Annotated in this window: 12 protein-coding genes; 5 read left to right on the top strand and 7 right to left on the bottom strand. The window is 56.9% G+C overall.

The window, feature by feature from the left end:
- Positions 1 to 120: 120 nt before the first annotated feature.
- A complete protein-coding gene (locus GOW93_RS07815) occupies positions 121 to 1,203 on the bottom strand; it encodes a TRAP transporter substrate-binding protein (RefSeq protein ID WP_170382870.1) in 1,083 nt (360 codons plus the stop codon).
- 249 nt (positions 1,204 to 1,452) lie between these two features.
- On the opposite strand from GOW93_RS07815, the gene GOW93_RS07810 reads away from it, so the two are divergent.
- On the top strand, positions 1,453 to 2,883 hold the full coding sequence (locus tag GOW93_RS07810; RefSeq protein WP_170382868.1) for a cache domain-containing protein: 1,431 nt from the start codon (positions 1,453 to 1,455) through the stop codon (positions 2,881 to 2,883).
- A complete protein-coding gene (locus GOW93_RS07805; protein ID WP_170382866.1) occupies positions 2,880 to 3,518 on the top strand; it encodes a response regulator transcription factor in 639 nt (212 codons plus the stop codon). Before GOW93_RS07810 ends, GOW93_RS07805 begins: the two co-directional genes overlap by 4 nt.
- Positions 3,519 to 3,597: 79 nt before the next feature.
- On the opposite strand, the gene GOW93_RS07800 is transcribed toward GOW93_RS07805, so the two are convergent.
- On the bottom strand, positions 3,598 to 3,981 hold the full coding sequence (locus GOW93_RS07800; protein ID WP_170382864.1) for a bleomycin resistance protein: 384 nt from the start codon (positions 3,979 to 3,981) through the stop codon (positions 3,598 to 3,600).
- A gap of 45 nt (positions 3,982 to 4,026) precedes the next feature.
- Positions 4,027 to 4,872, bottom strand: coding sequence for a HalD/BesD family halogenase (locus tag GOW93_RS07795; RefSeq protein WP_170382862.1), 846 nt, complete (start codon positions 4,870 to 4,872; stop codon positions 4,027 to 4,029).
- Positions 4,873 to 5,294: 422 nt separating this feature from the next.
- Here GOW93_RS07795 and GOW93_RS07790 point away from each other — a divergent pair, with 422 nt between their 5' ends.
- The 3 genes from GOW93_RS07790 to GOW93_RS07780 all read left to right on the top strand — a co-directional run bounded on the left by GOW93_RS07790 (position 5,295) and on the right by GOW93_RS07780 (position 8,716).
- A complete protein-coding gene (locus tag GOW93_RS07790; RefSeq protein WP_170382860.1) occupies positions 5,295 to 7,046 on the top strand; it encodes an acetolactate synthase 3 large subunit in 1,752 nt (583 codons plus the stop codon).
- 60 nt (positions 7,047 to 7,106) lie between these two features.
- The gene (gene ilvN / locus GOW93_RS07785) at positions 7,107 to 7,667 is read left to right on the top strand and encodes an acetolactate synthase small subunit (RefSeq protein WP_170382858.1); all 561 of its coding nucleotides are present in this window, start codon (positions 7,107 to 7,109) and stop codon (positions 7,665 to 7,667) included.
- Between the two features lie 296 nt (positions 7,668 to 7,963).
- A complete protein-coding gene (locus GOW93_RS07780) occupies positions 7,964 to 8,716 on the top strand; it encodes a helix-turn-helix domain-containing protein (RefSeq protein WP_254443490.1) in 753 nt (250 codons plus the stop codon).
- Here GOW93_RS07780 and GOW93_RS07775 read toward each other — a convergent pair.
- From GOW93_RS07775 to prfB, 4 genes are all read right to left on the bottom strand, one after another.
- The gene (locus tag GOW93_RS07775; protein ID WP_170382856.1) at positions 8,713 to 9,501 is read right to left on the bottom strand and encodes a DUF2189 domain-containing protein; all 789 of its coding nucleotides are present in this window, start codon (positions 9,499 to 9,501) and stop codon (positions 8,713 to 8,715) included. The genes GOW93_RS07780 and GOW93_RS07775 overlap by 4 nt on opposite strands.
- A gap of 28 nt (positions 9,502 to 9,529) precedes the next feature.
- The gene (locus tag GOW93_RS07770; protein ID WP_170382854.1) at positions 9,530 to 10,924 is read right to left on the bottom strand and encodes an amidase; all 1,395 of its coding nucleotides are present in this window, start codon (positions 10,922 to 10,924) and stop codon (positions 9,530 to 9,532) included.
- 105 nt (positions 10,925 to 11,029) lie between these two features.
- The gene (locus GOW93_RS07765; RefSeq protein WP_170382852.1) at positions 11,030 to 11,704 is read right to left on the bottom strand and encodes a M50 family metallopeptidase; all 675 of its coding nucleotides are present in this window, start codon (positions 11,702 to 11,704) and stop codon (positions 11,030 to 11,032) included.
- A gap of 24 nt (positions 11,705 to 11,728) precedes the next feature.
- A complete protein-coding gene (gene prfB / locus GOW93_RS07760; RefSeq protein ID WP_170382850.1) occupies positions 11,729 to 12,856 on the bottom strand; it encodes a peptide chain release factor 2 in 1,128 nt (375 codons plus the stop codon).
- Between the last annotated feature and the right edge of the window lie 54 nt (positions 12,857 to 12,910).

The raw sequence follows: 12,910 nt of genomic DNA, 5'->3' as shown, positions 1-12,910 counted from the left end.
TTGTCCCCAGGTCGTCTCAGTTGCACTGCTGATTATAGCGGATTTGATGCATCCACGCATTTGCAACAGGAAAGGTTTCCCCACAAATGCGGGGAAACCATTTGATCGAGAAGCGAATTATCAGCCGCGTACGCGGTTACGCTGCGCGGTGTAAACGCCCGAGGACAGATCCAACCAACCAGCTGAAGACGCCGAAGACGCCGCTGCGCTGTCGTGAATCTTCTTGAACAGCTCATCGCTCATGTTCTCGTCCAGCACTTCCTGGCTGGCCTTGCCGAACGCATCCCAAACGCTGTCTGGGAATTCCATAACCTTGACGCCACCCGACTGCAGACGTTGCAGCGCGGCACCATTGTTGGCCAGGAACTGCGACAGGTTCCACTGATGCGCTTCGCCTGCTGCGATCTCAATGATCTTCTGCTGACCAGGTGTCAGGCTTTCGAACACGTCACGGTTGGTTGCCAGCGACAGGCCTGCGTTAGGCTCGTGGAAACCGGCGGTGTAGTAGACCTTGGTGATTTCCTGGAAACCAGCCTTTTCGTCCGCCCATGGGCCGATCCACTCGGTTCCGTCGATCGCGCCGGACGACAGTGCCTGATACACTTCCGAGCCCGGAATGTTCTGTACCGATGCGCCCAGTTTGCCCAGCGCCTTGCCGCCCAGACCCGGCATACGGAACTTCAGACCATTGAAGTCTTCGGGGCTGTTGATCTCTTTCGAGTACCAGCCGCCTGCCTGCGCGCCAGTGTTACCGGCCAGGAAGGACTTCAGGCCGAAGATTTGCCCAAGTTCGTCATGCAGCTCCATGCCGCCATCCTGGTAGTACCAGTTTACCATTTCCTGCGCGGTCATACCGAACGGAACGGCGGTAAAGAAGGCATAGCCCGGATGCTGGCCGACAAAGTAATAGTCAGCCGCGTGATACATATCAGCCTGACCGGACGATACCGCGTCAAATACTTCGAACGCGCCAACGAGTTCGCCCGATGCCTTTACTTCGATTGTCAGGCTACCGTCCGACATTTCGCTAATGGTGTCGGCGCAACGCTGCGCAGCATCAAAAACGCCAGCCAGACCACGACCCCACGAGGTGACCATGGTCAAAGTACGCTTGCCCTGCGCATAAGCCGGAGCTGCCAGTGTGGTGGCCGCAGCCGCCGAGCCGCCCAGAGCAGAAGTTTTCAGAAATGAACGACGATCCATATGAGTGTTCCTCCCCTTCATATTCAAAACCCGGACTGATGCCGGGTGCAGTCGTTATTAGTGCGCGTCAGCTTAATGAGCCGGTTTTGAATGTGAATACCTACTACTGCGTAGACAGCCGGGTTTTTGCGGATCCAAAGCTGACAAAACAGCCCCAAATTCCTTCGACTTCACGGATTTCGACTCGCATTGTGACGCGAATACCCAAAAATTTTGCATTTTCCCGCGCGCTTGCGTATCGATTCGACCATGAGGGGAATTCGAAATCTGATATCGCTGACGTACGGACAGAAACTGTCTCTGGTTGCGGCAATCCCGCTGGTCGCGGCCGTAGCGGCGATTGCGTTGCTGGTTGCATACGAATCCCGCGCCACCGCCGAGCGCGAAATACAGGCGCTGGAACAGCGACTAATCGAAGCCAAGAAAGCAGAACTACGGAATTATGTCACTCAGGCCCGGAACGGGTTTGCATATATTTACGGTCGTGCCTCTCCGGATGACGGCGTTGCCAAGAATCTAGTGACACAGATTTTGTCTGCCATGATCTATGGAAAAGACGGGTTCTTTTTCGTCTATGACTACGATGGCAACAATCTGGTAAGTCCGCGCCAGACAGAATTCATCAACCGCAACTGGGTGGGTCTGACCGACAGCGATGGCACTCCGGTCGTGGATGAGTTTATCAGCCTCGCCCGTCAAGGTGCCGGGTGGCACAGCTTCATGTGGCAAAAGCCTTCGACCGGTGAAGAGGCGCAGATGATAGCCTATGTCGTGGGCCTTCAGGACTGGCGTTGGGCCGTCGGCACGGGTGTTTTCATTGACGACATCGTGGCGACCGTCGCCAACGCCCGCGCCGAGGTCGAAGCGCGCGTGCAACGGACCTTTAGGTATATCGGAGCAATCGTTCTGGCAGCGGTTTTGATCGTCTTTGCCTCGGGCATGTTGCTGAATTTCCGCGAACGGCGGTTGGCGGATGCCAAGCTGAAAGAGCTGACACAGCGCGTGTTCGATGCACAGGAAGAAGAACGCGGTCGCGTGGCCCGAGAACTGCATGACGGGATCAGCCAAATTCTTGTTGGCGTACGTTATGCGCTGGACAACGCTCGACGGCGTCTTGAACGCGGCGACGACGACGGCGCCCGCGATCCGCTGGACAAGGGGATCGACAACCTCGGCACAGCCATTACCGAGGTCCGCCGCATCAGTCGTGACCTGCGCCCTGGCGTGCTGGACGATCTGGGGCTCGGTCCGGCGGTCAAGGCGCTGACCGACGATTTCCGCGAGCGCACCGGCATCGAAACCCAATTCTCGACGGTCGTATTCCGCAACCGGCTGGACCAGGATGCCAAGATTGCTCTCTACCGCATTGCGCAAGAGGCTCTGACGAATATCGAGCGCCACGCAGACGCGACCCGTGTTACAATCGACCTGCGCGGTCACAAAAAGGGCGCGACCATGCGCATCACAGACAACGGTCGTGGCCTGCCCCGCGAACAAGGCGCAGGCACCGGTATCGGGCTGCGCAACATGCAGGAACGCATCGAGCAGCTTGACGGGTCGCTTCGCATTCTGTCATCACGCGGCCCGCGCGGCGGCACAGTGATCGAGGTCACCCTGCCACTCAGCCGCCTGCTTCCGCCGCAGGAAGACGCAACTCCGAACCGAAAGGCCGGTACATGAGCATCCGAGTTCTCATAGTCGACGACCACCCGATGGTGGCCGAAGGGATTCAGTCGATCCTGGAAAGCTACGATGATATTGAGGTGGTTGGCACGCTCGGCACCGGTCAAGAGGCGGTTGATCGAGTCGCTGATGTTTTCCCCGATGTGATCCTTATGGATTTGAACATGCCCGGCTTAGGTGGGCTTAGCGCGACAGAGATTATTCTCGAGCGCGCACCCGACACTCGCATTCTGATCCTGTCAATGCATGACAGCCCAGAATATATCTCAACCGCGTTAAGCCACGGCGCCAAGGGCTATGTCCTCAAAGACGTACCAACAGAAGAGATCAAACAGGCCATCGACGCAGTCATGCGCGGCGAGCAATATCTTTGCACAGGAGCCAGCGGATCGCTGCAACCCAAAGAAGGCGGGGCACGCGAAGCGCTGACAGGTCGCGAACAAACCATCCTGCTAGAACTGGCGCAGGGCAAATCCAACAAAGAAGTCGCGCAAACCTTGGACATCTCAGTTCGCACCGTCGAGACACACCGAAAGAACATCAAGCGCAAGCTGGGCATCTCTTCAACCGCTGGCCTGACCCGCTACGCGCTGGAGCACGGTGTACTTCAGGGTACTAGCCCTGGCTTCTAGGCGCACCCGCAGCGCGCAGCGCTGCCTGGCCCAACTGGCGGAGATGCGCCGCAGGCGCATCGACAACAGGCGGGAGCACCTACTCACTCGGGCGGATATCCTGACCGAAAAACACCAGAGTTCCGTCTTCATCAATGACATGGAATTCACGCTGCTGATAGGGCTGGTCAAATGGCGGGCGCACGCGCCCCTCGGGCAAATCCGCCAATTCCGGTCGCAGGACCTCGTACAGGTCGTCAATCTCATCCACATCTATATAGAATGATTGTTCTTCACCCAACTTCCGCCCATCGTCACGCGGCGGGCACTCCAACAACCGGATCGCCACGGACCCCAGCGACAGGAACGCGTAATTGTCTTGCCGGAACCCGCAGGAAAACCCCAAACGGTCGCAGTAAAAATCAATCTGTCTCTGCAGGGAAAAGCACAAAACAAATGGCGTAAGCTGCAAAATCTTCGGCATCAAAGCCTCCAGCCCTCAAATAACCCAAGGTCAGCCTAGCATAACTCAATCCAGCAACTGATCCTTTCTCAGCCCTTCCCTCTCATGATGATGTGGCAGCACACGCCCATAAAGCTGCCGGGTCCGCTCGACACCGCCGCACATCCCTTCCGCTTCGACAAAGGAAAAAATCCCAACATACCGGCTGCGCGTTCCGGTTACCGGAGCAACCCTGTGCAGCGCGTATCGCCCCTTGAATACCTGCAAGTCCCCCGGTTGAAGTTCCAGTTCACGCACCCGCGCCCTGTTTCCATCCAGAATCGAAGCCACGGCTTTGAAATTTTCATCATCCGACGTGCGAAGGTTCGGCACATATTCGAAGGTTCCCCCAGAATCTCCGTTCTGAATCGCCAGTGTAACGGTGAAATTGTTGGTGTCGAAATGCCAGGGAAAGCCCTGCCCCTCTTCGACCACGTTGATAATCACATCAGCCAGAGGATCATCGTAGCGAAAGAACCTATCCTCCGGCTCGTTCAGTGCATCCCTGACAAAGGGCATAAACCATTCATATTCGTAGATGCGGCGCAAGGGTCCAGACACAGGGAAGTTATCTGCCGGCACAAAGGCATTTGAGCGATCATAGAACCGGCGGATCGGGTGACCGATCCCAAAGCGCGGATCATCCTTGGTGAAATAAGCATTTGTTCGATTGAAAGACCGATGCGCCCGTGGGGCGACATCATCCGCTTCGCGCACCAGCTGCTGCAACCCCTCTTCATGCACAAATCCGGGCAAAACCGCGCAGCCATCCTGATCTAGTTCGCGCCTAAGATCCGCAATCATCTGATCATAAGCCCGAGAGCCCGGCCGATCGATCGGGTAGCGCCCCAGATCAACCAAGTCCTGTAGCATCCTCCGCCTCCCTAAACTGTTCCTGTACGATCAGCGTGACTCAGAGAACTGCTTCGCTCATGTCTATTTTAGACATCGTCTTGACGCTTTCAGACCTGATCCGACCCGACCCAAACCCCTTAATCGGGCGGGATTTGGCGAAAATTCCCAGCCTGCGGCAATCCTCGCAATAAAATGTCGCAAAATTCACCCATCAGGTTACAAAATTGGTGCAATTGCCTGTTGACGCCCCTTCCCCTCACTCATAATGTCCCTTCACGCAAAAAAGGAGCCTCTGGCGATGAAAGCGCTAGTCGTAATCGTAGGAAACACGCGCATGGGCCGGTAACGGTAAACCATAATCGAACCCATGCGCCTCCGAAAATCTCGGGGGCTTTTTTTATGCTAAACGCAAGACACATGTCGCGAACGGAGCAAAGCAGATGACACGTGAGATGACCGGCGCAAAGATGGTAGTTCAAGCCCTCAAAGATCAGGGCGTGGACACGGTATTCGGATACCCCGGCGGCGCCGTGCTACCGATCTATGATGAGATTTTTCTGCAAAACGATATCCGTCACGTTCTGGTGCGGCATGAACAGGGCGCGATCCACGCAGCCGAAGGGTATGCCCGTTCAACAGGCAAGCCCGGCGTTGCATTGGTGACATCAGGCCCCGGCGCAACCAATGCGGTGACCGGCCTGACGGATGCGTTGCTGGACTCGATCCCGCTCGTTGTTCTGACCGGGCAGGTTCCGACTTTTATGATCGGCTCGGATGCGTTCCAAGAGGCTGACACCGTTGGTATCACCCGCCCCTGCACCAAGCATAACTGGCTGGTGAAGGACACCGACTCATTGGCCGAAACCATTCACGAGGCGTTCCACGTTGCAATCTCGGGCCGCCCCGGTCCGGTGCTGATCGACGTCCCGAAGGACGTTCAGTTTGCCTCGGGCGAGTACAGCGCACCGAAACCGTCAACCTCGCATTACCAGCCAGTTCTGAAGGGCGATCTGGAAGAGATCACCGAATTGGTCGCGGCGATAGAAACGGCGAAAAAGCCTGTTTTCTACACCGGCGGCGGCGTCATCAACTCGGGCCCTGCAGCCAGCCAGTTGCTGCGTGAACTGGTTGATGCGACGGGGTTCCCGATCACTTCGACCCTTATGGGTCTGGGAGCCTACCCCGCATCGGGTGAGAACTGGTTGGGTATGCTGGGGATGCATGGTCTCTACGAGGCCAATCTGGCGATGCATGACTGCGACCTGATGATCAATGTCGGCGCGCGGTTCGACGACCGGATCACAGGCCGGATTGACGCATTTTCGCCGAACTCGAAAAAAGCGCATATCGACATTGACCCCTCGTCGATCAACAAGGTCATCCGCGTTGATATCCCGATTGTCGGCGACGTCGGCCATGTGCTTGAGGATGTCCTCAAAGTCTGGAAAGCACGCGGCCGCAAGACCGATGCGGCGGCTGTTAAGCAGTGGCAGTCGCAGATCAGCGATTGGCGAAAGGTCAACTGTCTCGCCTACACCAACAGCGAAAAGACCATCAAGCCACAATACGCACTGCAACGCCTTGAAGAGCTGACCAAAAACCACGATCGCTACATCACCACCGAGGTTGGTCAGCACCAGATGTGGGCCGCGCAATACCTTGGGTTCGAAGACCCCAATCGCTGGATGACCTCGGGCGGTCTGGGCACAATGGGCTATGGCTTCCCTGCCTCGGTCGGCGTGCAGATGGCACACCCGGACGCGCTGGTGATCAACGTGGCGGGTGAGGCATCGTGGCTGATGAACATGCAGGAAATGGGCACCGCGGTTCAGTACCGCCTGCCCGTCAAACAGTTCATTCTGAACAACGAGCGCTTGGGCATGGTCCGCCAGTGGCAAGAGCTGCTGCATGGCGAACGCTACTCGCATAGCTGGTCCGAGGCCCTGCCCGATTTCGTCAAGCTCGCCGAGGCGTTTGGGGCCAAGGGCATCCTGTGTTCCGACCCCGCCGATCTGGACGACGCGATCATGGAGATGATCAACTATGACGGCCCAGTGATCTTTGACTGTCTGGTCGAGAAGCACGAGAACTGCTTCCCCATGATCCCGTCAGGCAAGGCCCATAACGAGATGTTGCTGGGCGAGGCCGAGACGCAGGGTGTGATCGATTCCAAAGGTTCGGTTCTGGTTTGATGAATTACTGTTGGGCGCTGCCGCTCGCCCAACACCACAAGGATGATGAAAGGGACGTAAATGTCTGCCCTACATATCAAAAAAGGCGCTACACGCCATTCCGCCTATAACCTACGCCCGACCTTCTCGGACGTGCAGGAACAGCACACGATCGCGGTTTTGGTTGAAAACGAGCCCGGCGTTCTGGCCCGTGTAATCGGCCTGTTCTCGGGTCGTGGTTACAACATCGAAAGCCTGACCGTGGCCGAAGTTGACCATACCGGCCATCTCAGCCGCATCACCATCGTTACAACCGGTACACCGCAGGTGATCGAACAGATCAAGGCGCAGTTGGGTCGTATCGTTACAGTTCACGATGTGCACGATCTGACCGTCGAAGGCGATGCAGTCGAGCGCGAACTGGCGATCATCAAGGTCGTTGGCGAAGGCGATAAACGGGTCGAGGCGCTGCGTTTGGCCGATATCTTCCGTGCTAATGTGGTGGACAGCACCCTGAACTCCTTCATCTTCGAAATCACCGGCGCGCCCGACAAGATCGACGCCTTCGCCGATCTGATGCGTCCGCTTGGTCTGGTTGAAGTGGCCCGTACCGGTGTAGCTGCCCTGCTGCGCGGAGAGTAATTAGCGCCCCCACCCTCTTCGGACCGCCGATTAGGGTGGGGGAATTTCGACCATTCGAATTCAATCTTCATGGCGGGTTTGGTCGATGTGATCATCATCGGCACTATATCGCCGAAAAGATCATGCAAATTAAAATAAACCCTATTGCGTTTGTGGCATTGAACGTTAGCCTCTGAGGTACGACGCGGCGTTGGGATGCGCTCGTTTGTGTTATCTATACGTTTGATACGTAGTCTCGGCCAATTGGTCGAAGACAATACGTGTATCAAAACGAGTTGCTGGAACCTGGGACGCCAATGACCAAAGACATCCGTAACCCGGACGAATTGCGTAGGATGTTCGGTGCCAACCTCAGGCGCCTGTCTCAGCAATATTCCTCGGTTTCAGAGCTTTGTCGCCAACTCGGTGTCAACCGAACACAGTTTAACAGATATCTGGGTGGAGAAAGCTTTCCCCGCCCTGATGTGCTGGACCGCATATGCCGATTTTTCGAAGTCGATGCCCGCATACTGTTGCGACCATTGGATGAAATCGACCACCTGCCAACACATCCGGCAGCTTCGGCCCTGACTGATTTTCTGGGGTCCGGCCCCTCAACCTTGACCGAGAACCTGTTTCCCGCCGGCTTCTACTATGCCACTGAAACCGAGTTGGACGAACCTCGGCCTTCTCGGCATCGGTTGTTCCACGCACGCCGATTGCCGCAATGCACTCTGGTCCGAGGATATGAACCTCGCCCCGGCATGCCGGGTGCTGCCCCCACTGATCGCGAGGTTCAAGGCATCGCCGCTTGCGCGGGGCGACAGATTTATATTCTGATGTCCAGCCGGGCCTCTCAAAACAGCCGGATTTACCTAGTGACGCGCGGGTCCGAAGACCACTCCGACCGCTGGCGTGGAGTCGCGATCTGCCTGTCCAAAACGACGGCCAGTGCGACAACGACGCGTCGGATTTTGTTGCGGCATCTGGGCGAAAATCCATCGGCCATTCTGGCCGCTGCGCGTACGGCTCGCCGGTCAGAACGACCGGCACCGCAGACTGTTGGCTAAGGCTGAACTACGCTCTCCGTTGGTGCCTGAGTGATCAGACGGTAGAGATGCCAACTTGCGTGCCCAAGCAGAGGCAGCACTACGAACAACCCCAAAAACCACGGGATCATGGCCACAAAAGTCAGAATTGCGATGAAGGCACCCCACGCTAGCATTACAACCAGATGGTCGCGGACATAGCCAAAACTGGCGATCATGGCGGTCACGAAATCCAATTCTCGATCCAGCAGCATTGGGATCGAAAGCACCGTAATCATATATAATACCGTGGCGAATACAGCGCCTACGACAGTTCCCACCGCCAGCATCGTCAACCCGTTGGAGGTCATGTAAACCTCTAATGACGTGGATACATTGGTCATGGTCGACAGCCCCATGAACAACGCAAAAATCATATGGCCCAGAAAGAACCAGAATAGAAACATCACCACGATGATTGCACAGATTGATGGTAATTGACGCCGTCCCTGCTGTATGACAACGCCGAATATCGACTTGAAATCCAACGGCTCTCCCTGCTCAAGCCGATGCGAGACCTCATACATCCCTACAGCCGCGAAGGGCCCGAGCAACGGAAACCCAATCGCCGCAAGCACCAGCCAATATGATGTGCCCGTCTGGACAGTCACCCATGCAATCGCCCAACCGGCCAGCACATAAAACCCCGCAAACAGCAGGCCAAATACAGGCGCTCGGCGAAAGTCGGCCCAAGCACGGCGCAGAGCCTCGCTTAGCATCCCCATATTTACCGGTCCCATGCCTGGAACACCAAATGGCTTGTCCATAGTGTCTTTCCTCCCTTGCCGACCTTGTTCAAGCCGGTCGTTTTTGCGGCCACCTCGTGGCCAAGTGATAGGCCTCGCCAATCGACAGGATTTGAGCATCGGCCCCACGCGCGCCAAATAGTTGCATTCCCATCGGCAGACCATCTGCACCAAATCCTACAGGGACCGACAGACAAGGCAATCCGATCAGGCTGACCGGCACCATCACCTCCATCCAGCGATGGTATGTATCCATACTTTTCCCTGCAATCTCTGTCGGGTACGGCGTTTCTATCTCAAACGGCCACACCTGCGCTGACGGCAAAACCAAGGCGTCGAAATCGCGCAACAATTCGGCCGCGCGTCTGAACCACGCCGTCCGAACAACACTGGCCCGGTGCACCTGCATCGCGGTCATCGCCAACCCTCGGTCCAACTCCCACAGCGCGGTATCCTTCAACGACGCGCGATGTTCGGCCAACGGGGCCAGACCTGCCGCAACGCTCCAAGACCTTAAGGTAATCCAACTGTCCCAAATTTCTTCGGCCTCGAAAGGTGGAGGTAAGGGGACAACCTCAGCCCCCAATTGGTCGAACACGGACAACGCATTGCGGCACAAATCCCGGATGCCATGCTCAAAAGGGTAAGCCCCACCCCAATCATCCAGCCATCCAATCCGCATTCCACGCATATCAGCCGCTAGCACAGGCGACACCTCCGGACTGGCAACTTCGTAAGGTTGCCGAGGATCTGGCCCCGAAATCACATCCAGCAACAGGCCCATGTCCTGTGGGCTGCGCGCCATCGGTCCAAGTGTAGACAATTGATGCAAGAACCCATCCCCTTCAGGCTCCGAGGGCACACGTCCCCAACTTGGCCGAAACCCATAAACATTGTTCCAGGCTGCCGGATTACGCAGGCTGCCCATCATGTCGGAGCCGTCCGCCAAGGCGACCATCCCAGTCGCCAGCGCAACAGCCGCACCGCCTGACGACCCACCACAGGTCCGCGCCGAGTTATAGGGGTTGCGCGTCGCCCCATAGACCGGGTTGAAGGTATGAGAGCCCAACCCGAACTCCGGCACATTGGTCTTGCCGATCAGGATCGCCCCCGCCGCCCGCATCCGCGCGGCAATCAGGTCATCGTTCTGCGGCACATGATCCTTAAAAATGGGCGAACCCTGAGAGGACACGACCCCGGCAACATTGATCAGATCCTTCACCGCAATGGGCAGCCCATGCAGAGGCCCCCGGTTCGGTCCGGCATCCAGTGCCCGTGCCTCGGCCAGCAGATCATCTGGATCGCGTAGGGCAACGATGGCGTTTGCCGACCCGTTGACAGAAGCTATCCGCTCCAAGGTCGCTTGCATCAACTCTTCAGCTGACAACCGCCCTGCGGCGATCGCGTTCAACAAGTCGATTGCAGTCGTTTGGCTCAGATCCATTCCCGGCTCGTGCCTCCTCGGGGATCAGCCTAGCCGGGGCACTTCTCCATTTAAACCCATTGTTTGAATACATCTTTTGGTAAAGGCCACTGGCGATCAACAGGTTTACTGGCCAAAGCTCAAGTTGCTGTCGCGCCCAAGGAAGTATTTCAGGCACAGAAGGATCGACAAGAGGCTGATGACAAGCCACACACCACCCCACAGCATGGTTGTGCCACCGAATTCCTCGGCCAACATATACGCATCCGAACGTATGCCCGCACGGCGGATCGTGTCGTCAAAAATATCATAGGGAACATAGATCATGCTGGTCAGCCCCATGATCCGCAGAAACAGATCGCATAGCGGTCGACTTAGATACCACGCCATGGCGAGCATCCCGGCACCGACAATACCACAGAACAGCATCGCAAATGGCTCGCGGACGTAAAGTAGGGTCACCAACAGCATGACCCCGCCGAAGCCACCCAGCAACGCCCGATCCCAATGCGTACGCAGCGCAATAAACAAGAGCCCCATGCCTAGTGCCAATGATCCGAGGTAACCCGCCGACAGGCTCAGAAAGCGATTGCCTCCTCGGGCAGTTACAAGTCCACCCTGACGTGGTGAAATGGAGAAACTTTCCACCGATCCGCCAGTTACGACAACCACAATCGCGTGCGAAAGCTCGTGCAGGAAGACGACAAGGATTTTCAGCGGAAGCACGACCGGCGTATGCCAGAGCGCAAACACCAGCGTAACAATCACGATCAGTTGCCAGTGGCCTTTGATCATGCTCATCACGTGTATCCCGCAGGTCTGCAGTTAGCTGTCACCCTGCGCCTCGGACCGGCTTTTGCCCGCCACGTTCAAGGCCAGCGTTGCCGCCATGAAGCCATCCAGATCACCATCCAGCACCCCTTTGGTGTCTGAGGTCTCGTGGTTGGTACGCAAATCCTTGACCATCTGATAGGGCTGCAACACGTATGACCGAATCTGGTTGCCCCATCCCGCATCGCCCTTAGCCTCATGCGCGGCGTTGATGTCGGCATTACGGCGATCCAGCTCTTGCTGGTACAGGCGCGACTTTAGCGCCTTCATGGCAATGTCACGGTTCTGGTGCTGCGATTTCTCGGAGGACGTCACAACAATCCCGGTCGGAATATGCGTGATCCGCACCGCCGAGTCCGTAGTGTTCACGTGCTGACCACCCGCCCCCGAAGACCGATAGGTGTCGATGCGGATTTCCGAGGGGTTCACCTCGATCTCGATATTGTCGTCAACCACGGGATAAACCCAGACCGAGCTGAACGAGGTATGCCGCTTGGCCGCCGAGTCATAGGGTGAGATTCGCACCAAGCGGTGCACGCCGCTTTCCGATTTCAACCAGCCATAGGCATTGTGACCGGAAATCTTGTAAGCGGCGGATTTGATCCCCGCCTCTTCGCCCGCGGTCTCTGACTGCAGCTCGACGGTATAGCCCTTTTTCTCGGCCCAACGGACATACATCCGCGCCAGCATCGAGGCCCAGTCGCAGCTTTCGGTACCACCCGCGCCCGAGTTGATTTCAAGGAAGGTGTCGTTGCCATCGGCCTCGCCATCCAGCAGCGCCTCAAGTTCTTTCTTGGCGGCTTTGGATTTCAGCTTTTTGATGGCATCTTCGGCGTCGCTGACGACCTCTTCATCCTCTTCCATCTCACCCAGTTCGATCAGTTCGATATTGTCGTTCAGATCGGTCTTGATGGACTCGTAGGTCTCAATCGCGTCAACCAGCATCTGACGCTCACGCATCAGTTTTTGGGCGTTCTCGGGGTTGTCCCACAGGTTGGGATCCTCGACACGCGCGTTGAATTCCTCAAGGCGATGAGGGGCGGTTTCATAGTCCATACGCTGCGCCAGCAGCTCCAGCGACTTTTCGATTTCCGCCACGGTATTCTGGGTTTCGGCGCGCATGGTCTTGTCCCAACTTGCTCAATCAGGCCTGCGTGATAGCAAGAGGTTCGGGGC

Source organism: Ruegeria atlantica (assembly GCF_013032455.1).
In the GTDB taxonomy this organism is placed as follows: domain Bacteria; phylum Pseudomonadota; class Alphaproteobacteria; order Rhodobacterales; family Rhodobacteraceae; genus Ruegeria; species Ruegeria atlantica_B.
The sequence above is the reverse complement of the archived record's forward strand: the minus strand, read 5'-3'. Positions and strand labels throughout refer to the sequence as shown.

What these genes read in the sequence shown, in the direction of transcription:
- GOW93_RS07815 (WP_170382870.1), bottom strand. Translation starts at nt 1,203, where the DNA reads ATGGATCGTCGTTCATTTCTGAAAACTTCTGCTCTGGGCGGCTCGGCG.
- GOW93_RS07810 (WP_170382868.1), top strand. Translation starts at nt 1,453, where the DNA reads ATGAGGGGAATTCGAAATCTGATATCGCTGACGTACGGACAGAAACTG.
- GOW93_RS07805 (WP_170382866.1), top strand. Translation starts at nt 2,880, where the DNA reads ATGAGCATCCGAGTTCTCATAGTCGACGACCACCCGATGGTGGCCGAA.
- GOW93_RS07800 (WP_170382864.1), bottom strand. Translation starts at nt 3,981, where the DNA reads ATGCCGAAGATTTTGCAGCTTACGCCATTTGTTTTGTGCTTTTCCCTG.
- GOW93_RS07795 (WP_170382862.1), bottom strand. Translation starts at nt 4,872, where the DNA reads ATGCTACAGGACTTGGTTGATCTGGGGCGCTACCCGATCGATCGGCCG.
- GOW93_RS07790 (WP_170382860.1), top strand. Translation starts at nt 5,295, where the DNA reads ATGACACGTGAGATGACCGGCGCAAAGATGGTAGTTCAAGCCCTCAAA.
- ilvN (WP_170382858.1), top strand. Translation starts at nt 7,107, where the DNA reads ATGTCTGCCCTACATATCAAAAAAGGCGCTACACGCCATTCCGCCTAT.
- GOW93_RS07780 (WP_254443490.1), top strand. Translation starts at nt 7,964, where the DNA reads ATGACCAAAGACATCCGTAACCCGGACGAATTGCGTAGGATGTTCGGT.
- GOW93_RS07775 (WP_170382856.1), bottom strand. Translation starts at nt 9,501, where the DNA reads ATGGACAAGCCATTTGGTGTTCCAGGCATGGGACCGGTAAATATGGGG.
- GOW93_RS07770 (WP_170382854.1), bottom strand. Translation starts at nt 10,924, where the DNA reads ATGGATCTGAGCCAAACGACTGCAATCGACTTGTTGAACGCGATCGCC.
- GOW93_RS07765 (WP_170382852.1), bottom strand. Translation starts at nt 11,704, where the DNA reads ATGAGCATGATCAAAGGCCACTGGCAACTGATCGTGATTGTTACGCTG.
- prfB (WP_170382850.1), bottom strand. Translation starts at nt 12,856, where the DNA reads ATGCGCGCCGAAACCCAGAATACCGTGGCGGAAATCGAAAAGTCGCTG.